At 31.2% G+C, this 23,500-nt stretch carries 20 protein-coding genes; 8 read left to right on the top strand and 12 right to left on the bottom strand.

Annotation, left to right across the window (positions count from 1 at the left end; translation table 11 throughout):
• Positions 1 to 143 precede the first annotated feature (143 nt).
• Positions 144 to 1,499 carry a UDP-N-acetylmuramate--L-alanine ligase gene (locus tag AC3VJB_RS08265; RefSeq protein WP_497667314.1) on the top strand — a complete coding sequence of 452 codons (1,356 nt, stop codon included), beginning with the start codon at positions 144 to 146 and terminating at the stop codon, positions 1,497 to 1,499.
• Here AC3VJB_RS08265 and AC3VJB_RS08260 read toward each other — a convergent pair.
• The 7 genes from AC3VJB_RS08260 to trkA form a co-directional block, all read right to left on the bottom strand.
• Positions 1,480 to 2,547: a nucleotidyltransferase domain-containing protein gene (locus AC3VJB_RS08260; RefSeq protein WP_281979679.1), complete on the bottom strand. Its 1,068-nt coding sequence runs from the start codon at positions 2,545 to 2,547 to the stop codon at positions 1,480 to 1,482. The genes AC3VJB_RS08265 and AC3VJB_RS08260 overlap by 20 nt on opposite strands.
• Positions 2,537 to 3,658, bottom strand: a complete 1,122-nt coding sequence (locus tag AC3VJB_RS08255; protein ID WP_281979678.1) for a phosphoenolpyruvate carboxykinase (ATP) — start codon at positions 3,656 to 3,658, stop codon at positions 2,537 to 2,539. Before AC3VJB_RS08255 ends, AC3VJB_RS08260 begins: the two co-directional genes overlap by 11 nt.
• Before the next feature lie 63 nt (positions 3,659 to 3,721).
• Positions 3,722 to 3,904 (bottom strand): hypothetical protein, encoded by a 183-nt coding sequence (locus AC3VJB_RS08250; RefSeq protein ID WP_047789856.1) that lies wholly within the window; start codon positions 3,902 to 3,904, stop codon positions 3,722 to 3,724.
• A gap of 23 nt (positions 3,905 to 3,927) precedes the next feature.
• Positions 3,928 to 7,695, bottom strand: a complete 3,768-nt coding sequence (locus AC3VJB_RS08245; RefSeq protein ID WP_497667016.1) for a beta strand repeat-containing protein — start codon at positions 7,693 to 7,695, stop codon at positions 3,928 to 3,930.
• Positions 7,696 to 7,864: 169 nt separating this feature from the next.
• Positions 7,865 to 8,455 (bottom strand): phage tail protein, encoded by a 591-nt coding sequence (locus tag AC3VJB_RS08240; RefSeq protein WP_047789854.1) that lies wholly within the window; start codon positions 8,453 to 8,455, stop codon positions 7,865 to 7,867.
• A 281-nt stretch (positions 8,456 to 8,736) separates the two neighbouring features.
• The gene (locus tag AC3VJB_RS08235) at positions 8,737 to 10,236 is read right to left on the bottom strand and encodes a TrkH family potassium uptake protein (RefSeq protein ID WP_159613088.1); all 1,500 of its coding nucleotides are present in this window, start codon (positions 10,234 to 10,236) and stop codon (positions 8,737 to 8,739) included.
• The gene (gene trkA, locus AC3VJB_RS08230; protein WP_047789852.1) at positions 10,236 to 11,582 is read right to left on the bottom strand and encodes a Trk system potassium transporter TrkA; all 1,347 of its coding nucleotides are present in this window, start codon (positions 11,580 to 11,582) and stop codon (positions 10,236 to 10,238) included. The genes AC3VJB_RS08235 and trkA overlap by 1 nt, the downstream gene beginning before the upstream one ends.
• Before the next feature lie 164 nt (positions 11,583 to 11,746).
• Between trkA and radC the strand changes: the two genes are divergently transcribed.
• From radC to AC3VJB_RS08200, 6 genes are read left to right on the top strand one after another with little or no spacing between them, the layout of a single operon-like run.
• Positions 11,747 to 12,433: a RadC family protein gene (gene radC / locus AC3VJB_RS08225; RefSeq protein ID WP_073181449.1), complete on the top strand. Its 687-nt coding sequence runs from the start codon at positions 11,747 to 11,749 to the stop codon at positions 12,431 to 12,433.
• Positions 12,434 to 12,459: 26 nt separating this feature from the next.
• Entirely contained in the window at positions 12,460 to 13,767 is a 1,308-nt protein-coding gene (locus AC3VJB_RS08220) for a polysaccharide deacetylase family protein (RefSeq protein WP_047789850.1), read from the top strand.
• Positions 13,768 to 13,772: 5 nt separating this feature from the next.
• The gene (locus AC3VJB_RS08215; protein ID WP_073181445.1) at positions 13,773 to 14,447 is read left to right on the top strand and encodes a YjjG family noncanonical pyrimidine nucleotidase; all 675 of its coding nucleotides are present in this window, start codon (positions 13,773 to 13,775) and stop codon (positions 14,445 to 14,447) included.
• Complete coding sequence (locus tag AC3VJB_RS08210) at positions 14,448 to 15,020, top strand: hypothetical protein (protein ID WP_125064442.1); 573 nt, start codon at positions 14,448 to 14,450, stop codon at positions 15,018 to 15,020.
• Positions 15,020 to 16,402 carry a DUF5723 family protein gene (locus AC3VJB_RS08205; protein WP_281979676.1) on the top strand — a complete coding sequence of 461 codons (1,383 nt, stop codon included), beginning with the start codon at positions 15,020 to 15,022 and terminating at the stop codon, positions 16,400 to 16,402. Before AC3VJB_RS08210 ends, AC3VJB_RS08205 begins: the two co-directional genes overlap by 1 nt.
• Entirely contained in the window at positions 16,403 to 17,146 is a 744-nt protein-coding gene (locus AC3VJB_RS08200) for a hypothetical protein (RefSeq protein WP_281979675.1), read from the top strand.
• A 20-nt stretch (positions 17,147 to 17,166) separates the two neighbouring features.
• Here AC3VJB_RS08200 and AC3VJB_RS08195 read toward each other — a convergent pair whose 3' ends face one another.
• From AC3VJB_RS08195 to AC3VJB_RS08185, 3 genes are all read right to left on the bottom strand, one after another.
• Positions 17,167 to 18,090, bottom strand: a complete 924-nt coding sequence (locus AC3VJB_RS08195; protein WP_281979674.1) for a YeiH family protein — start codon at positions 18,088 to 18,090, stop codon at positions 17,167 to 17,169.
• A 77-nt stretch (positions 18,091 to 18,167) separates the two neighbouring features.
• Positions 18,168 to 19,049, bottom strand: a complete 882-nt coding sequence (locus AC3VJB_RS08190; RefSeq protein WP_159613077.1) for a LysR family transcriptional regulator — start codon at positions 19,047 to 19,049, stop codon at positions 18,168 to 18,170.
• Between the two features lie 18 nt (positions 19,050 to 19,067).
• Positions 19,068 to 20,339 (bottom strand): replication-associated recombination protein A, encoded by a 1,272-nt coding sequence (locus AC3VJB_RS08185; RefSeq protein ID WP_047789843.1) that lies wholly within the window; start codon positions 20,337 to 20,339, stop codon positions 19,068 to 19,070.
• Between the two features lie 22 nt (positions 20,340 to 20,361).
• On the opposite strand from AC3VJB_RS08185, the gene AC3VJB_RS08180 reads away from it, so the two are divergent.
• Positions 20,362 to 21,123, top strand: coding sequence for a rhomboid family intramembrane serine protease (locus AC3VJB_RS08180; protein ID WP_437822941.1), 762 nt, complete (start codon positions 20,362 to 20,364; stop codon positions 21,121 to 21,123).
• A gap of 30 nt (positions 21,124 to 21,153) precedes the next feature.
• On the opposite strand, the gene rlmB is transcribed toward AC3VJB_RS08180, so the two are convergent.
• On the bottom strand, positions 21,154 to 21,891 hold the full coding sequence (rlmB, locus tag AC3VJB_RS08175; protein ID WP_437822939.1) for a 23S rRNA (guanosine(2251)-2'-O)-methyltransferase RlmB: 738 nt from the start codon (positions 21,889 to 21,891) through the stop codon (positions 21,154 to 21,156).
• Between the two features lie 85 nt (positions 21,892 to 21,976).
• Positions 21,977 to 23,488 (bottom strand): RagB/SusD family nutrient uptake outer membrane protein, encoded by a 1,512-nt coding sequence (locus AC3VJB_RS08170; protein ID WP_159490046.1) that lies wholly within the window; start codon positions 23,486 to 23,488, stop codon positions 21,977 to 21,979.
• Positions 23,489 to 23,500: the final 12 nt, after the last annotated feature.

The raw sequence follows: 23,500 nt of genomic DNA, 5'->3' as shown, positions 1-23,500 counted from the left end.
ACAATAGCTTTTTACAAGTTAAAGTTTGTAAAGATACTATTTGAGTGAGTTAACATAGCTATTTAATGAGTTTCGATTTAAAGATACTTAAAATTCTCGCTTGGTTTTGTATTTTTGACGCTTACATTACAGATAACAACACTATGAAAATTCATTTTATAGCTATCGGAGGTAGCGCAATGCATAACCTAGCAATCGCATTACAACAAAAAGGATACCAAATAACAGGAAGTGATGATACAATTCATGACCCGTCAAAAACTCGTTTAGCAAATAAAGGTTTATTACCGAATGAGTTTGGTTGGTTTTCAGAAAAAATAACCGCTGATTTAGATGCTGTAATTTTAGGAATGCATGCAAAAAAAGATAACCCAGAGTTATTAAAAGCGCAAGAACTTGGAGTGAAAATTTATTCATATCCAGAATTCTTATATGAGCAGTCTAAAGATAAAACTCGTGTGGTTATAGGTGGTTCTCATGGAAAAACAACGATTACTTCTATGATTTTACATGTGTTGAATTATCATGATAGGGAAGTAGATTACATGGTAGGGGCTCAGTTAGATGGTTTTGATACAATGGTACATTTAACCGAAGAAAATGAGTTTATTGTTCTGGAAGGTGATGAGTATTTAAGTTCTCCTATAGATATGCGTCCAAAGTTTCATTTGTACAAACCGAACATTGCATTGTTAAGTGGAATTGCTTGGGATCATATCAATGTGTTCCCAACGTTTGAAAACTATGTTGAACAGTTTTCAATTTTTACAGATTCTTTAACGAATGGTGGAATTATGGTGTATAATGAGGAAGATGCGATTTTAAAAGAAGTTGTAGAAAGTTCTAGTCATCCGATAAAAAAGTATCCTTATAAAACCCCAGATTATTTTATTGATAATGGAATTACTTATTTGGAAACTGAAGAAGGAGATTTGCCGTTAGAAATTTTTGGAGAACATAACTTACAAAATTTGGCAGGAGCAAAGTGGATTTGTCAACACATGGGAATTGATGAAGATGAGTTTTATGAAGCGATAGCAAGCTTTAAAGGTGCAAGTAAACGTTTGGAAAAGGTTGCTGAAAATTCTTCAACAGTTGTGTTTAAAGATTTTGCACATTCACCATCTAAAGTAGCAGCTACGACAGCAGCGGTTAAAAATCAATATTCAAATAGAACTTTGTTAGCATGTTTAGAGTTGCATACCTATTCCAGTTTAAATGCTGAGTTTTTATCAGAATACAAAGGAGCTTTAGATAAAGCAGACAAAGCAGTAGTGTTTTATTCTCCCCATGCTGTAAAAATTAAACAGTTAGAAGAAGTTTCAACAGTACAAATAGCGAAGGCTTTTGAACGAGATGATTTGATTATATATACAAACCCAAAAGAGTTTAAGGAGTTCCTATTTAGTCAAAACCTTGAAAATGCAGCCTTATTATTAATGAGTTCTGGTAATTATGGCGGTTTAGACTTTGATGAGGTTAGGAGTTTGGTTGATTAAAAAATTTATCAAACAGATATTTCCTATATTCTTTTACATAAAAAGACTTTAAAATAATAGAAAAACGGTGTTTGTATAAAAAGTATAATTCCCATTTTCTTTTATTATGAGTGCTTTTTTTAGGGGTATTCATAAAGAAAATCACTTTTTTGATGTATTTCTCAGATTTATGAGTTTTGTTATATTCTAATGATTGAGGAGAGTTAAATATGTAGTTAGTAGCTGCGAGAAAGTTTTTTAAATAACTGGACTCTGAATGATCAAAATTGTTTAAAACGGTTTTTACAGAGGTTTTTTTAGATAACCTATAAAGGTCATAAGAGTTTCTTAAAGAGATAGTTTTAGTCCATTGTCCCTTGTCGTTGACTTGCTTGTTAAAACTAGTTAAGAGAACTTGGTTCCCATAAGAAAGAACGGTGGTCTTATTAGCTAGTTTATTTACACTTTTTTCAATAAAATTAAAGTCAAACCCTTTCTCATTAGAAATCATTTTGTAATGAACTTCAATTGCAGCAATTTTACCTTTCTTAGTTATTTTTGGATAGTGTCTATTTAAGACTGTATTATCTATATAGTGGGGAGTTTTTTCTATATATCCGTTTTTTTTAAGAAGGTTGACAGTGGAGTGAAAGCTTTTAGGGTTTACCAAAAAATCAATATCTCCCACCATACGTTCAGCAATATCTTCATATAAACCTTCAAGTAAATTACCAGTTCCTTTTAAAAAAATAGGAGTGATATTATTTGAGAGCAAAAGCTCGTTGATTTCTTTAGCTTCAGCTATAATATGTTCATTTCGTTTTCTGTTTAGCTCAGTAATGTGTTGCATATACTCTACTAAATCAGTTGGTAAATAGTGTAAGAAGTCAGCTCGTTTTAAATTACAATATAAAGCAGGAAACACATATTGAGCTGTACTTACTTTAACTATAGTGTTCCAATCAACCGTATTGTTTTTTATTTTTTCTTCAACCAGTTTACAATTGTCTCTTTCATGAGTGATTGTTAAACATTTTGCAACAAATAAAAGGGTTTCTTTATAATTCATCAGCAAAGATATTTTTGACAGTAGTAATCATTTTTTGATTATCAGAATAGGTTAATTGATAGCATGGTAGCTTTTCAAACCAATCCAAGAAAAGCTCTGCATTTTGAGATATTGGGGACAACCAAGAATCAGGAACTAACTGTTCAAAAGCTGTAATGTTGGAAATTTTATCAATGATTAAACCACTGTTTTTTTGATACTTAATAAAAATTAAAGCTTTGCAAGGTAATTTTAAAGAATAATCATGATTATTTGTAGGCAGATAACGAACAATTTTATTTAGTCTTTTAAAATGATATTCGGCAGATGTTTTTAACTCAGGGTATATTGGAAGTAAGGTTTTTAGACTATTCTTCTTGATAGATATAGCAGAAGGAAAACTGTGTACATTTAAAGAGTTGTCAACAGGTACAAAATCATCGGCTAAACAAGTAAAACCATTGGCTTGTAATAATGCTAAAGATGTACTTTTTCCATTTCCAGAGTCTCCTAAAAATAAAATAGAATTATTGTTATTGCTAACTGCTGAAGCATGAAAAACACCTATCCATTCATCTTCATTTTTTTTATAGATTTTTTGTACTAATTCCATAGAAAATTTGCCCTGAAAATAATGTACTTCTCTCAAGCTCCAAGTATCAATAACAATATCATCTACGGAAAGAGAAATGCTATTGTCATTACTAAAGATTTCAAATTTATGATTGATATTTTTAGTTTCTTCAGTTTCTAAATGAGCAAACTTAGGATGAATTAGAGAAGTTTCTATGTCAGAAGCATATTTTACCTCTAAAATTATATCCTTTATTTTATAATATTTTATTGAAGCAAAAGATGTTGGTTTAACTACAGGATGAACTTTGCTTTTATTGTTAGTTTCTTTTGAAGAGATAAGTAAAGTCTCAATATCTATAACTAAACTGAGCGCTTCTTTATAAGTAATATCAACTTGCTTAGTAATCTGAGTAGTTATCTCTTGCTTATCAACGTTTTGATCTAAAAGAGAGAGTATTTCAGCCACAAGAGAATCTACAACAAGATATTCATTGTTATCTTGAAACCAAACAATACTTTTATTATCTGTGCTTCGTTTAATTATTTTATTTATCATGATTGACTAAAGATAAAAAACCTCGATAATTTTATCGAGGTTTTTTGGATGAAGTTTTTAAGATTAAAATCCACTACCAGGATCTTCTGGGGCGCTTTGTGCTTGTGCTTTTTGAGGATTTAAAATCATGTAAGTTCCTAAAGCCGTTAAAGCAGCATATTTACTATAACCGCCAATTTTTTTTAGAGCTTCTTTGCGAGTGATATTTTTAGAATCTGTATCAGTCTTTTTTATGTTTTTCTTCATAATTACTTGATTTTATAGCTAGCTTATTTTAAGATTATTTTTTTAGTGATTTCTCCTAATTCAGAATTTAACTTTACAATATATACACCACTAGATACCTCAGGAAGGCTTACTTTACTTACTCCGTTAGAGTTTATGTTTTGATTTAAAATTTCTTTCCCTAAGATTGAGTAAACAACTATATTGGCTTTAGTTTGCAATCCTACAATGGTAACTTCATTATTAGAAGAACTATATATACTAATATTATCTAATGAAGGGGTAACAGAAGGTGTTTCAAGTTTTTTAGAGCTAGTATGCAAATAGAATTGACCAATACCGTTTGTATCATTCGTAAGAGTTATAGTATAATTATCTTCAGATAAATTGGTAAAAACTCTATTTGTTCTATCTTCTAAGTATACTTTAAGATTAGCTGGTAGATTTTTAGAAATAGTTGAAAAAGTTATTTTTTCACCTGCTTTTCCTTTAATACCTACAGGAACAATCATATTTTCATGATTAGTGTTTGGTAATGTTTGAATAGCTAATTGTTTTCCTTGGTTATTAGTTATTAGCTCAGTAAAAACAGCTAAGTTAGAAGTATCTTCCCCAAACATTTTTGAGTCATAGCTTCTATCATATCCTGTAGTCTTTCCTGAAACATAAAAGATATCTGTAGATCTTTTAACATCGTTATTGTCAATAGATAATTCAATTGAAGGAATAGGTTCCTGTCTCATGAATGTATCTGAATTTTGATGACTTTGGTTGGCTGAACTAAAGATAACATTATTGTTTACCGCAGCTTCTACAAAGAAAGCTTGCCCTGGAGCAATTTCAATTGGATTGATAGCGTTTTTGGTTATGTATTGAGTTCCATTCCACAACCAAATAGTTTCGCTGGTAAGTACAGCAGAATTAGCAGCTGTAAAACTAGCAGAATTAATGTATGATGTATACGGATTTCCTACAAGGTTGTAATTAGTTCTACTACCTGTAGAAATAGCTTTAGTAATATTAGAAGTATTAGCTGTTCCACTGATTGAAACTTCTCCAGGAGTAGCTAATTTAATAGAAACACCTATTCCATTAGTAATGGTTCCTGTATTACCACTTTGAACATATAACCATGCAGGGCCAGTAATATTGCTATAAGGAGCAAGTCCTAAATTACCACCAGTACCAGAAGCCAAGGTATGATTAGCAATAATATCTTCTAAAGTTTCACCAGCAACAGGGGGTGATACTAAATACCAGTTTGTAGTTGGTAAATTTCTTTTATAAGTAACGGTACCAGTAACAGTACTTTGAGGTATAAAAGAAGCCCCATTACTAATTGTTAGAGAATTAAAAGTAATAGCAGATGAAGCTGTTGGATAATTTGTTAATCCAGATGGAATAATAATATCAGAATTTGTTGATGGAACACTATTAGAATCCCAGTTTGAAGCTGTATTCCAATCATTATCACTAGCTCCTGTCCAAGTAATAGTTTGTACTCCTACAAGAACACCAGCTGTATTTCCAACACTATTTAAAGTTAAGTTAGCGTCATTAGTGGCGGCGTCTTTTAAAGTACCACCGTTAGCAGTTAAAGTAGAAATCGTTATACCGTCAGTGTCTAAATCACCTGATTGTACTGTGTATCTAAAGACTATAGCACTTGTTCCACTACCACTGATGTAAGTTGCTTGACGTATAGTAGCCCCAATAGTAATAGCGACTTGAGGAATTCCTCCAGTAGTACTGATTGTAATATTTTCATTAAAATTAACAGTAAAATCCAGATTATTACCTGCTATATAAGTAGCATTTGAAGGCACATTAACACTTGTTACAATAGGAGCAATTGTATCTACTAATATAGCGGTTGTACTTCCAACACTATTTAAAGTTAAGTTAGCGTCATTAGTAGCGGTGTCTTTTAGAGTACCACCGTTAGCAGTTAAAGAAGAAACCATTATACCGTCAGTATCTAAATCACCTGACTGTACAGTATATCTAAACAGTAAAGCACTTGTTCCGCTTCCACTGATGTAAGTTGCTTGACGAGTAGTTGCTCCTACTGTAATACTTAATTGAGGAGTTCCTCCAGTAGTACTGATTATAATATTTTCATTAAAGTTAACGGTAAAATCTAGATTATTACCTGTAACATAAGTAGCGTTTGAAGGCACATTAACACTTGTTATAATGGGAGCAACTGTGTCCACTAATACAGCGGTTGTGTTTCCAACACTATTTAAAATTAGATTAGCATCATTAGTAGCGACGTCTTTTAAAGTACCACCATTTATAGCTAATGTACCAATAGCAATACCATCAGAATCTAAATCACCTGATTGTATAGTATATCTAAACAGTAAAGCACTTGTTCCGCTTCCACTTATGTAGGTTGCTTGACGAGTAGTTGCTCCTACTGTAATACTTAATTGAGGAGTTCCTCCAGTAGTGTTTACGATTACGTTTTCATTGAAGTTAATAGTAAAATCTAAGTTTTGACCTGATATGTAAGTGGCGTTTGCAGGTACATTAACATTTGTTACAGTAGGGGCGACTGCATCTACTAATACACCAGTAGTTGCCCCCACATTATTTAATGTTAGATTAGCATCTTTTCCTCCAGAATCTTTCAAAGTACTGCCATTAGCAGCTAAAGAGCCAACAGCAATACCATCAGTATCAAGATCCCCTGAAAGAACCGTATGTCTAAAAACCAAAGCACTTGTTCCACTACCGCTAATGTAGGTTGCTTGGCGTATGGTAGCTCCAATGGTAATAGCTATTTGCGGTATTCCTCCTGTAGTATTTACAGTTACATCCTCGTCAAAGTTTACGGTAAAATCTAAATTTTGTCCTGTTACGTAAGTTGCATTGGTAGGTACACTCACACTAGAAACAGCAGGTGCAACTGCACTTGAAATCACAGTTGTTGTGTTATCCGTATCATCAACAGTACCATCATTAATAACTACTGTAAAAGTGGTCGTTTCTGTTGTTGATGTTCTATTGTCTGTTGGATTAAACGATAAAGCTCTTAGTTTTGATTGTAGGTCTGCGGGAGTAGTACTTGAAATTGTATAAGGACCAGAACCAATAAGGCCGGTACCTGTTAATGTTCCTTTTGCATTATTATCTAATGTAATGGTAGCAGATAAGTTATCTCCATCTGCATCTGTAGTTGTGATACTTGAAAAAGGAGAAAGAGTACTATTATCATTTACACTTTGACCAGCGGTTGTTCCTCCAATTACAGGTGCTGTATTGGAAAAAGCAGATGTAACTACCATACCATCTATTGAAAATCCCCCAAAAATAGGAGTAGCAGGTGTTATAACTATTTCGTCAATATCTGAAAAAGAACCTGTAGTAGGTGAAGCTAAGTTTATATTTATAGCAGAGTTATGAGCAGGGTCTACTAAGACAAGTGTACCAACTGTTGCACCATCTTTTTTACCAATGAATGTGAAATCAAGTGTGCTACCACCTATAGCTTGTTGGTAAGCAAATTGCATTGATGTAATACCTATTTCCCCACCACTATCTGTTGATAGTGTTCCAGAACTAACAGAAAAAGTACCGTTTCCTGCCCAAGCTAATACAGCATCCGAGGCTCCACCAATTGCATCAGTACCTACTCCGTTCCCATTTGTGGCAAAGGCAAGAACAATGTTGCCACTAGATGTACTAGAGATATCAAAGCTATTTAATAGAGAATTAACTGATTGATCAGCACTAGGATTTGTACCAGTTGCTAAAACCACAGTTGATGAACCAAATTCCATAGTACTAGGGGTCTGAGCGTTCAATTGCTTATTAGAAAAAATAAGCACAAAATAAACAAGTATATTCAATAAGAATTTAAAGTAATGATGTTTCATTTTTATTTAGTATATGATTGGTTAAATAATTTTACAGATAAAACTCTAATGATTTTCACTAGAGTTTTATTTTATCAAATGAATTATAGCAAATAAGTTAATTTCTAGAAGGAAAAACACCTACCAAAGCAATAATATAATTAACAGCTAAGTAAGGTTGTACATTAGTATGTGGTAGGTTTCCACCTGTATTAAGTATATTCAAACCAGCATTAGCACTAATAGTTTGTCCATTAACAGTATTGTTAGCTGGTCCATAAGCATTTACAGGTGTGGCACTAATACCAGATCCAAAACTTGCTCCAGCAGGAACATCTCCTGCCTGAGGAGTACTACGAATACCAGCATCAGCACTTAATTGAATATGTTGGTCAGCAGCTGTATTGTTTTGAGTTGCATGATTATGACTTGGCATTTGAGTAATGTTTAAGGTAACCGTTTCTACCCCTCCTCTTTGACCCAATCTATAATCACTTAAGCCAGGGCCATTTCTAGGGCCTATTGGAGCTCTACCTCTTAAATCGGGTAAAGCAAAAGTTGTTCTTCCGTCTCCTCCGTACGTGGTTCCTAAAATTGAAAATAAAGCAGAGTTTTGTGAAATTGCCAGTAATTGTCCATCGCAAAATGCCCAACCTCTTGGAGCAAAGTTTCCTCCGAACATCGTAATTTGACCTAAAAATGGTTCCATAAATAAAAAGTTTAGTAGTTAATGTTAAGAACAACAATTTAGTAAAAAAAACAATATGCTTTGTGTAACTGTTTAATTATTTGTTGGTTATAGTTTTTTGTTACAAGTGTGTAAAATTGCTAAATGTTGAATATTTGTTTTCTATAAACCAAATATAAAAACAAACCGCACTAAACTTTAATTCTATTGTTTAAGCGTATTCGATTAATATGCAAACGTGTACTTTTAAGGTATATACGTATAAGTAGAGATGTTTTTTATAGGTAAGTTTATTACTTAAGTTAGTTTTTTCTCCAGAAAAAAGGAGTTAATAAAATTAACACAGTAAATAGCTCTAGACGACCAATTAACATTAGAAAAGAGCAAAACCATTTAGCACCTGCTGATAAATGGTTAAAATTGTCTACAGGACTAACACTTCCAATAGCAGGTCCGATATTACCCAATGAAGAAGCGCATGCTCCTAAAGCAGACTTTATATCTAAACCTAAAAGGGCTAGAACAACAGTACCAATTATAAAAATTAGCATGTAGAGTACAAAAAATGAAAGTATGTTGAATATAATTGTTTGATTAACTGCTTTTCCGTCATAACGAACAGGTATTATGGCATTTGGGTGTAATGATTTTTTAAATTCAAGAAAGCTATTCTTCAACAAGATAATGTGACGAACAATTTTCACTCCTCCAGATGTAGACCCTGCAGAACCTCCTAAAAAAAATAAAGAGAAAAATATTGCGGTAACAAAAAAGCTCCACATTGTAAAATCGGCAGTAACAAAACCAGTTGTGGTCACTACAGATATAACAGAGAATAAAGAATGTCTTATTGCACTTTCTACTTCACCCCATACTTTAGGATGTTCTATAGTAGTTTGTAGATTGGGATCTTGAAAAAAGATAATCATTAAAGCTACAATGGTAGCTATTCCAAGAATACCAAAAAGGTAGTATTTGAATTCTTCACTTTGTATAACTTTTCTAACTTTTCCTTTTAATGCAAAATAGGTGAGTACAAAATTAGTACCAGCAATAAACATGAAAAAGATGATAATGTACTGAATTAATGGAGCATTATTCCAATGAGCTACACTAGCATTTTTAGTAGAGAATCCACCCGTGCTTACGGTCGCCATAGCATGATTAATAGCATCAAACCAAGTCATTCCAGCTACTTTTAGTAGTAAAAATTCAATAGCAGTTAACAATACATAAATTAACCATAAGCGTTTTGCTGTATCAGTAATTCTTGGGTGTAGTTTATCAGCAGAAGGACCTGGGGCTTCAGCCATAAAAAGTTGCATACCTCCGATACCTAATAAAGGTAAAATAGCAATGGTAAGTACAATAATTCCCATGCCTCCAATCCAGTGTGTACAACTTCGCCAAAATAAAATACCCTTAGGCATAGATTCTATATCGGTTAAAATAGAGGAACCTGTGGTTGAGTAACCAGAAATTGTTTCAAAAAAAGCATTAGTTACGTTCGGTATACTTTCTGTGAGTAGATAGGGAAGCATTCCTGTGAACGATAAGGTAAGCCATCCTAAAGTAACAATAAGGTATCCCTCTTTTTTATGAATGTTTTTATTATCGGGTTTATTGAAAAAAAACAATAAAGAACCAATTGCTATCGTAATAATTCCGGCATTTAGAATTCCTAATTTAGCGGATTCGTTGTAATAAAAACTTATGGGTAAGGCAAGCCACATAAATAACCCATTCAGGATAGCTGTAACTCCTAAAAAACGATAGACTAATTTAAGATTAAGGTTTTCCATTACTTAAATAGGTCTTCTACGATATTTATAGCTTCAGGTAAGCAGAAAACAATGGCTCTATCACCGCTTTGCATTTGAAAATCACCAAAAGACATTAATGCTTCTCCATTTCTAATTACACCTCCAATAATGGCTTCTCTAGGAAAGCGTAATTCTCTAATGATTTTTTGAGTTACTTTAGCACCTGGATGTACTTCAAATTCAAAAACTTCAGCATCAACATTATGCAGATTAGCTAAGGCTACAATTTCCCCTTTTCTAATATGACGGAAAATATTACTTGCAGCAATTAATTTTTTATTAATTAACGTATCAATACCAATAGTTTGAGAAATGTTAATATAATCCATATTCTCTACTAAAGCTACTGTCTTTTTTACACCTTTGGATTTAGCTACTAAACAGGACATGATGTTGGTCTCAGAGTCTCCAGTAACAGCCACAAAAGCATCCATTTCTCTAATACTTTCTTCTTCCAGCAATTCTAAATCTCTACCATCACCGTAAATAACTAATGTATTACGTAAATCTTCTGCAAGTTGTAAGGCTTTGTCTTTATCTTTTTCAATTAGCTTTACTTTAAAATTATCTTTGCAGAGTTTTCTCGCTGTTTTTCTTCCAACACGGCTTCCTCCCAAGATCATTACATTTTTAATATCTATATATTCTTTTCCTATGATAGGGTATAGTTTATCAATACTATATTTTGGCACAGAAAAATATACTTGGTCGTTTATTTTATACTCAGTATCTCCACGAGGAATAATTGTTTGAGAGGTCCCTTCACGTTTTATAGCTATAGTAATGAAGTCTACTAAACAAAACTTCTCTTTAGTTTCTTTAACAGTAAGGTCTAAAATAGGAGATTTATAGCCAAGTGTAGTTCCCATGATATTAAAAACTCCATTTTCAAAGGCTACAGTATCGTTAAACGAAGATTGATTTAGTAGAGACTTAATTTCCTCCGCAGCTAATTCTTCTGGAGAGATCATAAAATCTACACCATAATCTTTAAAATTAATACAAGGGTTGTTTAAAAATTCAGGATTACTAATTCTAGCAATTGTTTTTTTAACACCTAATGCTTTACCTATTACAGAAATCGTAAAGTTTGTATTAGGACTTTCAGTAACTGCTAATAATAAATCGGCAGAGCTTACACCTATTTCTTTCAATAACTTTATAGAGGTAGCGTCTCCTTTTTTGGTGATAACATCTAAATGATTATTTAGATATTCTAATTTTTCACCATCAAAATCGACTACATATGTGTCTTGTGCTTCGTAAGAAAGGAGTTTAGCCAAATGAAAACCAACGTCTCCAGCCCCGGCTATAATAATCTTCATATTAAAAATTAAAAAAGATAGAATGCAAAGATACTGTGCTTCTTTTGGTTGTGCAAAAAATGAATTATATTTATAAATTTAAAAGAAAAAACAATTAAAGTTTTGTAATTAAACGACTACGTTTATTTACGTATTTATAAGACTGTGAAAAGAAAAAAAATAATATGAATAAGATTTCTATTAAATCGTGGGCATTAGATGATAGACCAAGAGAAAAGTTAATGTCTAAAGGAAAAACAGTATTGTCAGATGCCGAATTAGTAGCTATTTTGATTGGCTCTGGAAATAGAGATGAAAGTGCAGTTGCTTTAGCAAAAAGAATATTATTATCAGTAAACAACGACTTAAATGCTTTAGCAAAATTATCTATAGAGGAGTTAATGAAATTTAAAGGAATAGGGGAGGCAAAAGCAATATCTGTGGTAACTGCTTTAGAGTTTGGTAAAAGAAGACAGTTTGTAGGAAGAGCAAGTGTGCCTAAAATAAAAAGTTCTATTGATGTAGCAAAAATTATGCAACCACTTATAGGTGATTTACAATACGAAGAATTTTGGGTATTATATCTTAATAACTCAAATAAAGTATTAGCAAAACACCAATTAAGTAAAGGAGGATTTACCGCTACTTTGGTAGATGTAAGATTGTTGTATAAGAGAGCCTTAGAGCTTTCTGCAATTGGAGTAATTGTTTGTCATAACCACCCTTCAGAAAAATTATCACCAAGTAAATCAGATATTGATATCACTAAAAAAATAAAGCAAGCAGGTGTTACCTTAGATATTAAATTACTAGATCACTTAATAGTTACTGAAAAAGCTTATTTTAGCTTTGCAGATGAAGGAATTTTATAGTCGTTTTACGATTCTAGTTACTATTTATGATACTTATTTATACCCATAAAGTTACTCCTAGAGTACGTTATATTTTTAAACATATATTTACTCGTATTTTACAAGTTCAGATTGATTTTACAGGGAAAGTAGAGGAATTTGTAGCTTATAATGGACCTAAGTTTTCATATACAAATGTTCCTTTAGGAAAAGAGTTTTTTGTTGAAAGTAATGAGTTGTTGTTTCAACAAGGTGTAAAGGATGTAGAAATAATTATTCAAAAATGGGATGAAGCTCCTTGTTTTTTTTCAACGGCTGAAACTTCTGAGATCCCATTTGATATTTTTGCTGCTAGTTTTTATTTAATATCAAGATATGAAGAATATTTACCGCATATTAAAGACGAGCATGGCCGTTTTTCGGTAAAAGAAAGTATAGCATATCAAAATGGGTTTTTAGAAAAGCCACTTGTTGATATATGGGCATATAAGTTTCTCGATACTTTAAAGCAAAAATTTCCTGATTTTAAACATACTACAAGAAAATATAAGTATATATCTACAATAGATGTGGATAATGCTTATGCATATAAGTATAAAAGTTTTATTAGGATATTGGGAGGTTTTTTAAAAGACATTTCTCAGTTTAAGATTTTTACAGTTTGGGATAGATTTGCTGTCTTTTTTAATATTAAAAAAGACCCATTTGATACCTTTAAAGAAATAATAGATATAAAGAAAACATATAACATAAGAACTATATTTTTCTTTTTAATAGGTGATTATACTACATTCGATACTAATGTTTCTGCTTCTAAAAGAAAATTTAAATTGTTAATAAAAGATATGGTTGATTACGCTCGTGTAGGCTTACATCCTTCTTATTACACCGTTAATAATGCGGCTATGTTAAAAAAGGAAAAAGAGCGTTTAGAAAACATAACTAATATGCCTATTAAACGTTCAAGACAACACTATTTAAGAGTGTCTTTACCAGAAACATATCAACAGTTAATAGATTTAGAGATAGATGAAGACTATTCGATGGGATATACAACACATGTTGGTTTTCGAGCAACTACATGTACACCTTTTCACTTTTACGATTTAGATTTTGAAATTCAAACACCATTAAAAATATTCCCATTTGCTTTGATGGATACAACGTTAAACGATTACATGAAGTTAACACCAAAACAGTCATTAGGAAAAATTAGAGATTTAAAAAATGAAGTAAAGGCGGTAAATGGTACTTTTATAACAGTATTTCATAATGAAAGTTTAAGTAATTATTTAAGATGGAGAGGCTGGAATAGATTATACAATTCAATGATAAAAATAGTAAGAAATACATAGATAATATGGATATAAAACATTTGTTTTTTGATTTAGATCATACATTATGGGACTTTGATAAAAACTCTAAACTAACCTTTAATCAAATTTTTAAAGAACAAAATATAACTATTCCAGTAGGTGATTTTTTAAAAGTTTATATGCCTTTGAACTTTAAGTTTTGGAAACTATACAGAGAAGATAAAATAGAAAAATCAGCTTTAAGGTATTATCGATTAAAAGAAACATTTGATAATTTAAATTATGAAGTTTCTGATGATTTAATAAACCAAATATCTAAAGATTACATAGAATATTTACCAAACTTTAACCACCTATTTGATAATACTAAAGAGGTACTAGAGTACTTAGAAAAGAAGTATGATTTACACATCATTACTAATGGTTTTGAAGAGGTGCAGAAATTAAAATTAAAAAAGTCAGGAATTAGTAATTTTTTTAAACAAGTAATCACATCTGAATGTGTTGGAGCTAAAAAACCTAATTCAAAGGTTTTTAAGTTTGCATTGGAAAAAGCAGGAGCTAAAGCAAAAGAGTCTGTTATGATAGGTGACAATTATGAGGCTGATATTATTGGTGCTCTAAATTCAGAAATGAAAGTAATTCACTTTTCAGAAGAAATAAAAAGTAAAGATGTCCAACAAATAACTTCATTAATTGAATTAAAAAAATATTTATAAATGAATAATATTCTGAAAATAAATAAAAATAAGAAAGTAAAACACTTCTTTATATTATTTGTTTTAATAACACATATGTCATGTATAAAAGATATTGATTTTAGTCAAGCAGAAGATATAGAAATAACACCAGTTATTGTTGCATCATTAGTGTATGCCAATCTTGATCAAACTTCATTAGTTACACCAACAGGAATTGAAATAGCAAGAATAAGAGAGGTTTCAAGGTTAGAAGTTTTTAATAATGAAGGAGCTGAAGATTTAAATAAAATTGAACTTAATTTTGAAATAAATAATCCTTTTGATAGAAACTTTAAACTTAATTTTAATTTTCTTGACGAGAATAATGCAGTAACGTATAGAGTTACATCAATTAATATTCCAAAAAACACTCAGGCTTTTAACTTTCAAGAGGTTATTGATGTTTTGAGTAATTCAAGTATTTTAAATTCAACTAAAATTGAATTAATTCTTGAGCTATTACCAAGTTCAGACGGTACCGTGATTGATATCAACGAACCCAAAAAGTTTACTTTTAAATCAGCAGGAACCCTTTATTTTAAAATAAATTAATGAAACATTTATACATTTTATTGCTGTTGTTTATAATCGTAATACACGAAATAAACAGTCAAAATAAACAAGTTTTATATGGGTTCGATGAAATACCACAAACATTATTATTAAACCCAGGAGCAACCGTTAATTATAAATATCATGTAGGAATTCCCTTTTTATCAGGAGTGTCTTTTCAAGCCGGAGTAACAGGTGATGTTACAATAGCTGATGTTTTTAGAAATGATATGATTAATTTTAATGTTAAGTATAGGAATGCATTAAATAAATTATCAGTTAACGATTATGTACAGTTAAACACACAAATAGAAATACTAAATGCAGGCTATAAACTTAATGATAAGTATTATATATCTGGAGGTTTTTATACAGAAGTAGACGCATTTATGGCGGTGCCAAAAAATATATTACAACTAATTAATGATGGCAATGCTTCCAACTTAAATAAAGATTTTTTGGCATCAGAAGTTTCGGTAAAATCTGAAGTATTAAGTGTTCTCCATGTTGGTATTTCAAAAAAAGTAAATGATAAGTTAACAGTAGGGGGGAGGTTAAAAATTTATTCGGGAATAGCTAATGTTACTTCTACTGAAAATAAAGGAAGTTTTGCAACAAAATTAGGTCAAGATAATATTTACACACACCATTTAAATAATATTGATGCCGCGGTTTATAGCTCTGGTATTTATAATGAAAATAATAATGTTGAAATTTCTACAAAAGATATCATTAGTAGATCACTTTTGGGAGGAAACTTGGGCTTAGGTATAGATTTTGGAATTACCTATAAGATTAATAAACAAACTGAATTAACAGCTAGTTTGTTAGATGTAGGTTTTGTGAATTATTCAAAAGGAAATAGAAATGCATCTGTAAAAGGAAGTTATGATTTTTCTGGTATTGAGTTTAAATACGATGGAACAAATCGTAATTATTGGGAAGACTTAAAGAACGACATAGAAAGCCAAATACCTAATGAAGAAGATAAAAATTCATATACAGTAATGCGCCCTATAAAGTTTAATAGTTCAGTTAAACATAGTTGGGGAAAATCAAGAAGAGAAGAAACTTGCTACGATATGACGTATAATAAATTTTATAACAATGCTATTGGTGGTCAGTTGTTTGCTGTTTTTAGACCTACAGGACCTAAATTCGCATTTACAAGTTTTTATGAAAGAATTTTAATAAAAGGAGTGAGGAGTAAAATAACCTATACAATTGATGATTTTTCATACACTAATTTTGGATTAGGATTATCAGTAAAAACAGGAAAGTTAAACATATACGGTGTAGTGGACAATTTGTTTAAAATTGCCGATATTGCTGATGCCAATACAACCTCTTTTCAACTAGGAGTTAATTTAATATTTAAATAAATGAAAAAAATAGTTTACGTTTTATTATTAATCACAGCAACAAGTTTTGCGCAAAAATCTATTAATACTTACAAGTATGTTATTGTACCAACAAAGTTTGACTTTTTAAAAGGTAAAGATAAATACCAAACAAGTTCATTAACAAAATTCTTATTCAATAAGTATGGCTTTACAGCACTATTAGAAGATGAGAAGTTACCAGAAGAAGTTGTAAATAATAGGTGTTTAGCTTTAACAGGTACAGTAAGAGATGAATCAGGATTATTTACAACAAAGAGTATTGTAGAGTTAAAAGATTGTAATAACAAAGTGGTGTTTGCATCTAAAGAAGGAAGAAGTAAAGAGAAAGATTACAAAAAGGCCTATCATGAAGCTATTCGTAATGCTTTTAAATCAGTACAGGCATTAAAGTACAAGTATACACCATCAAAAGAAGTAACTACTGTAAAAGAAGAAGAAGTAGCTCCAGTGGTTTCAACTGTTGAGGTAGTAAAAAATAAAACAGTGCAGGCTAATGAAGAAAACACAACAAAGAATGTATTGTATGCACAATTAACAACTAACGGATTCCAGTTAGTAAACACAAAACCTGAAGTTGTTTTTCAAGTATTAAAAACAAATGTAAAAGACGTTTTTGTAATTAAAGATAAGAATGGAGTTTTATATAAAAATGGAAATTTTTGGTTTGCTGAGTATTATATGGATGGAACTAAAACAATAAAACAATATCAAATAAAGTTCTAATGCATATTTTTCACTACTCTTTAAGAAACAATAATAAAGAGTAGTGAAAAAACACTTATAAATATCCATAAAAGAGAAGCAACAATAACAGGCTTAATACCACTTTCTTTTAAATCCTTACCAGTTAAATTCATTCCTACTAAAAATAAGGTTACTACGAGAAGTCTTTTAGATAATTCTACGATGTTTATTGAAAAACTTTCAGGAACAACTTGATAACTGTTGAGTAGCATTGCTACAATGAATCCAATAATAAAATAAGGGATTTTAATTTTTCTATCACTAGACTTAAAAAGAAGCATAGCAAAAAAAGATAAAGGTATAATCCATAAAGTACGTGCAAGTTTCACAGTAGTTGCTATTTGCAAAGCTTCATCACCATACTCTAAAGCAGCCCCTACAACAGAACTGGTGTCGTGGATAGCTATGGCGCACCAAATTCCAAATTGTTGTTGAGTTAAACTAAAAAGATGTCCTAAAGGAGGAAATATAAATAAGGCAATAGCATTTAAAAAGAAAACAACTCCAATAGCGATACTTATAGTTTTATGATTAGCTTTAATTACAGGTGAAATAGCAGCGATAGCACTTCCGCCGCAAATAGAAGTCCCCGAAGTAATTAAAAAGCCTAACTTTTTCTCAATTGAGAAAAAATTAATAAAAAAGAGACCTAGAGTTACGGTTAAAATAATTGATAAAGTAGCTAAAATAAACCCTTCTTTGCTTGTTTGTATAGTTTCAGTTAAAGACATTCCAAAACCTAAACCAATAACAGACGTTTTTAAAAGAATTTGAGTTGCTTTTTTGGTTTTTTCTGGAAAAGGATTACCAAAAATAGATGTCAAAATAAAGCCAAATACTAAAGCAAAAGGGCTAGAAATGTAGCCAGCCAAGGCTAGTGTTAAAGAGAATATAAAAAAGATAATTAGATAGAATTGTTTCATTTTTTCTAAGAATTTGATGAAACAAAACTACGACTGAAATATAGCTAAAAAGGAAATTAAATAGTTATACAAGATAACTAAAAGTTATAGTTGGTTTTAATTAATTTATAAAGTAGGTCCATTTTTTTTGATTGATAGTTTGTCCTACAAACAAAATCAAACTCACGTTCAAAAGAAAGTCCTTTAATATCAACTATTTTTAATTTGTTTTGAATAAGTTTTTCCGTTACAGCGTGGATAGATAAGAGAGCATAAGAGTTAGAGTAGTGCAAATACTGTTCAATAGCCTCTGTGTTATTTAATGTTATTACTCTGTTTAGTGTAGTAATGTTGTTTTTCTTTAAAGTTTCTTCAATTACCTCACGTGTACCCGAACCAACTTCACGACTTACATAAGGTATTTCACTTAGTTCTTTTTTTGATATAGAGCTTTTACTATTGCTATTGTTAGTGCTTGTAACCAGCACAATCTCATCTTTTATAAATTTTGAGTATCGTAATAATTGATTAGAAGATTTTCCTTCTACAATACCAAACTCTAATTCTTGATTTAAAATCTTATGTTCAATATCTTTTGTATTACCACTAATTATATTGAACTTTATATTATTAGAGTTTTGTTTTATTTTAGCGAGTACTTTTGGTATCACATACGTAGCAATTGTGGTGCTCAATCCTATATTAAATTCAAGAGAAATGCTCTTTTCATTTAAAAGAAAAGAGTTCTTTAATTCTTCAAATAACTCAGTAATTTTATAAGCATAATCAAGAAAAATTTTTCCTTCATTTGTTAATGAAATAGAGTTTCGTGATCTATTAAAAAAAGTTGTATTGTATTCTTCTTCTAATTTTGAAATAGTTTTAGAAACGGCAGGTTGTGAAATATTCAACTCTTTAGAAGCAAGTGTAAAACTTGAATACTGAGCAACTTTGATAAAAGTTTTTAGTTTATAATTCATAACCTATTTGTATTGTAACTAATAATTGTATTTATCTTTCCAACGTTGCTTCAGTAGTTCTCTAAATTGATTTTCACGAGCATTGTTACCTGGTTCATACAATTTTGTGTTTTTTATCTCATCGGGTAAAAATTCTTGATTTACGAAATTACCAGCGTAGTTGTGAGAGTATTGATATTCCTTTCCGTAGTCTAGGTCTTTCATTAATTTAGTAGGAGCATTACGTAAATGCAACGGAACAGACAAATCACCAGTTGTTTTAACTAAATTTTGTGCTTCACCTATAGCCATATAAGAAGCATTACTTTTGGCAGAGTTTGCTAAATATACAGCGCACTGGCTTAAAATAATCCTAGACTCTGGATAGCCAATTACAGAAACAGCTTGAAAGGTATTGTTGGCTAAAATTAACGCAGTAGGGTTTGCGTTACCAATATCTTCAGAAGCAGCAATAAGCATTCTACGAGCAATAAACTTCACATCTTCCCCGCCTTCTATCATACGAGCTAACCAATACACAGCTGCGTTGGGATCACTTCCTCTGATAGATTTTATAAAAGCAGAAACAATATCGTAATGTTGTTCACCTGTTTTATCATAACGAACCGTATTTTTTTGAATTTTAGATAACACCAATTCATTAGTAACCTCAATTTCATCATCAGCAGAAACTAATAATTCAAAAATATTCAGAAGTTTTCTCGCATCACCACCAGAAACTTGAAGCAGTGCATCGGTTTCTTTTAAGTTGATTTTTTTTTGAGAAATGATTTCATCTTTTTCCATTGCGCGATGTAACAAAGCAACCAAATCATTTTTATCAAAAGAATTTAATATATACACTTGGCAGCGAGAGAGTAGGGCAGGTATAACCTCAAAGCTTGGATTTTCAGTGGTAGCGCCAACTAGAGTTACCCAACCTTTTTCAACAGCGCCTAATAAAGAATCTTGTTGAGATTTACTAAAACGATGAATCTCATCAATAAATAAAATAGGGTTTTTTTGCGTGAACAATCCGCCACTTTTCTTTGCTTTTTCAATTACTTCGCGAACATCTTTTACTCCAGAGCTAATAGCACTTAAGGTATAAAATGGACGTCCAGATTCATTTGCAATAATATTGGCTAAGGTAGTTTTTCCAATTCCTGGAGGCCCCCATAAAATTAGTGAAGGAATAATTCCTTGTTTTATATGATTGGTTAAAATTCCATTTTCGCCCACTAAATGTTGTTGACTAATATAGTCACTTAAACTTTGTGGACGGATTCTTTCTGCCAAAGGTTGATTCATAATGTAAAAATAGCAAAGATTTATGACAGAATTTCAGAAATACTGCTTTGGATTTATTTTTGTTATTTTAATGGCTATGAACACAGAACAGCAACTAAAATTTTCTCCAACAGTTTTTACTATTCCTTTCCTGTTTGTTTTTACAATTTGGCTTGTATACTGGATAGAAATTAAATTTGGATGGAATTTCAATAAATTTGGAGTTTTTCCGAGAAATTTTAGTGGTTTAAAAGGGGTTTTGTGCTCTCCTTTTATTCACAGTGACACCAAGCATCTTTTTAATAATTCAGTTCCTTTATTTGTGCTCTCAGCTTGTCTTTTTTATTTTTATAAGGAAGTAGCAATTAAAGTTTTGTTATTTGGAGGGATTATTACTGGATTACTAACTTGGTTAATTGCAAGAGAATCCTACCATATTGGAGCGAGTGGAATTGTGTATTTGCTTTTTAGTTTTGTTCTTTTTAGTGGGATTATAAAGAAAAACTACAGGTTAGTAGCTGTTTCTTTTATCACCATATTTTTATACGGAAGTATGGTTTGGTATGTATTACCGATTAAAGAAGGAATGTCTTGGGAAGGTCATTTATCAGGGTTAATTACAGGAATAGTATTAGCTTTGTTATACAAAAATAAAGGTATAATTAAGGAAAGGTTTGAGTTCTCTAAAACAGAATTTGATGATATGTTTGATGAAAATGGAAACTATATTCCACCAATTGTAGAAGAAGCCGAGTTAGAATTGAAGGAAATAAAATACCGTTATATCTACAAGGAAGAGGAATAAAAAAACCTGCACTAAGCAGGATTTAAAATATTATAAACGTTGTCTTACAGCTTCATATAAGAACGCACCACAAGCAACTGAAACATTTAAAGATTCAATTTCACCTAGAAGTGGTAATTTAGCCTTATAGTCCACCATTTTTAAAACAGAGTTACTTACTCCTTTGTGTTCAGAACCCATGATGATTGCCATAGGTTGATTAAAATTAACATCAAAAACTGAATTTTTAGTTTTTTCAGTAGCAGCAGCTAATTTAATATCTGCAGCTTTTAGTTGAAAAATGGCATCTTTAATATGATCTACTTTACAAATAGGTACTTTAAAAGCAGCTCCAGCTGAAGTTTTAATGGTTTCAGCATTTACAGGAGCACTACCACTTTTTTGAATGATGATTCCGTTTACACCAGTACATTCTGCTGTTCTAATAATAGCCCCAAAATTCCTTACATCAGAAACTTGATCTAATAATAAAAATAGGGGAGTTTTATCAGATTCTAATGCTTCTTCAATTAAGTTCTCTAAATCATAAAAGTCAATAGGTGAAATTTTAGCTACAGCACCTTGATGATTGTTATGTTTAGATAAACGATCTAACTTCTCAGTAGGAACTACACTAGTTGATACTTTATTCTTCTTTAGGAGCTTATCTAATTGAAAAAATAATTCTCCTCGTAAACCTTTTTGAAGATATACCTTGTTAATTGAAGCTCCACTTTCTATAGCTTCAATAATGGCTCTAATACCGAAAATATTTGTGTTTTGTTCCATGTTGCAAATGTAGTTGATTTTATGGTATAAAAAAACCACCTCGTTAGAGGTGGTTAAGACTATGAATAATTATGTCTTATTATAATTATTGATTTTGATCATTCAAGAAAGGATTGTTTTGAATTTCATCTTGAGGAATTTCAAAAGTCATTTTTTCTTCATTATAATCCATTGATTCATTAGCTAAGAAAATATGATTTGAACCTCTATTTACTGTAGCTTTAAAACGCTTCATTGCTAAATAACTCTTACCTTCTCCCCATAATTCAATACGAGTTTGCAAGTATATCTCATCTAATAATGATTGACCACTTAAAGCATCAATATAAGTAACATCTGGAACTCTATTTTGCATAACAGCTTTCAAACTATTTCTAGCAGCCCCTTCATTACCAGAGCGAGCATTTGCTTCAGCGTTTAATAAATAAACTTCTTCAATACGCATATAAACATAATCAGCACCAAGACCAGTTTGAGGTCCAGAACCTACATCTACATTAGGAGCCCAATAGAATTTAAATAAAGGTTGTAAATATCTAGTACTTGATGAGTTCGCAAAAAATTGAGCTTTTCTTGCATCATTAGCAGGGATTTGGTTATAAAGCCCTATATCAATGGCTTTATAATCACCAGCCCATCCGTAACTATAGGAAAAGGCATCGACTTGACCCCACCAAGAAACTAAACCTAATCCATTTTCAGGAACTATGTCAATACCCCACATCCAACTAGGGTCATTAACACTGTTGAAGCCATCGGTAACAGTATTAGCAGACTTAATAATAAACTTATTAGCATCAATAACATTTTGCGTTAGAGTTGCCATTTTAGGGAAGTCAGTACCCCTAGCACCTAAAACATATGCATATAAAGTTTGAGCAATATCTTTATTTACTTGGTTTTTAGAAGTTCTTTCAAAACCGTCTAATAAAGCTATAGCCTCTGTTAAATCTTTCTCCATCAAGTCATAAACTTCTTGAGCAGAAGATTTAGGAAGATTTGTACTAGTAGCCTCAATAGGCATAGGTAAAATTAACTCACTAGGATTATATTCTCTTTGATAATATTGAGTTAAATAAAAGTAAGCATAAGCCCTCATTGCTTTAGCTTGTCCCATTGCAAACTTGTTTTCATCAATAGTAGGAGTAAAGTCGTTACCACCTAAACTCTTAATAACTGTATTAGCTGATCTAACGATTCTATAATAATATCTCCAAATGATTCTATTTTCACCTCTTATGAAGTTTTGAGTAACATCAAGTTGAGATATTCTATTATACCAGCGGAAAGCAGAAGCAGTTAGAGCCATATCTCCAGATACAATATCAGCATAAATATCTTGCCCTTTTTGTCCAAAGTCAGTTTGAGAGTCAGAACCACCACTACCAACTTGAATCATTTGTGCGTAAATACCATTAGCAAAAGCAGCAGGTATATCTGGATTTGTGTTTGTGCCAAATTCAGCTTGAGCACTAGTAAGGTACTGGGTAGGTTGACTATCACCAGAAACTCCACTATTATCTAATAGTTCATCAGCACAGCTATATGAAAACCCTATAGTCATAATTGCTAATGATATTTTTATTATTTTTTTCATAATTATTATGTT

Source organism: Tenacibaculum sp. TB-53 (assembly GCF_059716285.2).
The sequence above is the reverse complement of the archived record's forward strand: the minus strand, read 5'-3'. Positions and strand labels throughout refer to the sequence as shown.

Coding starts and splice junctions, on each gene's coding strand:
- AC3VJB_RS08265 (WP_497667314.1), top strand. CDS start 144: ATGAAAATTCATTTTATAGCTATCGGAGGTAGCGCAATGCATAACCTA.
- AC3VJB_RS08260 (WP_281979679.1), bottom strand. CDS start 2,547: ATGAATTATAAAGAAACCCTTTTATTTGTTGCAAAATGTTTAACAATC.
- AC3VJB_RS08255 (WP_281979678.1), bottom strand. CDS start 3,658: ATGATAAATAAAATAATTAAACGAAGCACAGATAATAAAAGTATTGTT.
- AC3VJB_RS08250 (WP_047789856.1), bottom strand. CDS start 3,904: ATGAAGAAAAACATAAAAAAGACTGATACAGATTCTAAAAATATCACT.
- AC3VJB_RS08240 (WP_047789854.1), bottom strand. CDS start 8,455: ATGGAACCATTTTTAGGTCAAATTACGATGTTCGGAGGAAACTTTGCT.
- AC3VJB_RS08235 (WP_159613088.1), bottom strand. CDS start 10,236: ATGGAAAACCTTAATCTTAAATTAGTCTATCGTTTTTTAGGAGTTACA.
- trkA (WP_047789852.1), bottom strand. CDS start 11,582: ATGAAGATTATTATAGCCGGGGCTGGAGACGTTGGTTTTCATTTGGCT.
- radC (WP_073181449.1), top strand. CDS start 11,747: ATGAATAAGATTTCTATTAAATCGTGGGCATTAGATGATAGACCAAGA.
- AC3VJB_RS08220 (WP_047789850.1), top strand. CDS start 12,460: ATGATACTTATTTATACCCATAAAGTTACTCCTAGAGTACGTTATATT.
- AC3VJB_RS08215 (WP_073181445.1), top strand. CDS start 13,773: ATGGATATAAAACATTTGTTTTTTGATTTAGATCATACATTATGGGAC.
- AC3VJB_RS08210 (WP_125064442.1), top strand. CDS start 14,448: ATGAATAATATTCTGAAAATAAATAAAAATAAGAAAGTAAAACACTTC.
- AC3VJB_RS08205 (WP_281979676.1), top strand. CDS start 15,020: ATGAAACATTTATACATTTTATTGCTGTTGTTTATAATCGTAATACAC.
- AC3VJB_RS08200 (WP_281979675.1), top strand. CDS start 16,403: ATGAAAAAAATAGTTTACGTTTTATTATTAATCACAGCAACAAGTTTT.
- AC3VJB_RS08195 (WP_281979674.1), bottom strand. CDS start 18,090: ATGAAACAATTCTATCTAATTATCTTTTTTATATTCTCTTTAACACTA.
- AC3VJB_RS08190 (WP_159613077.1), bottom strand. CDS start 19,049: ATGAATTATAAACTAAAAACTTTTATCAAAGTTGCTCAGTATTCAAGT.
- AC3VJB_RS08185 (WP_047789843.1), bottom strand. CDS start 20,339: ATGAATCAACCTTTGGCAGAAAGAATCCGTCCACAAAGTTTAAGTGAC.
- AC3VJB_RS08180 (WP_437822941.1), top strand. CDS start 20,362: ATGACAGAATTTCAGAAATACTGCTTTGGATTTATTTTTGTTATTTTA.
- rlmB (WP_437822939.1), bottom strand. CDS start 21,891: ATGGAACAAAACACAAATATTTTCGGTATTAGAGCCATTATTGAAGCT.
- AC3VJB_RS08170 (WP_159490046.1), bottom strand. CDS start 23,488: ATGAAAAAAATAATAAAAATATCATTAGCAATTATGACTATAGGGTTT.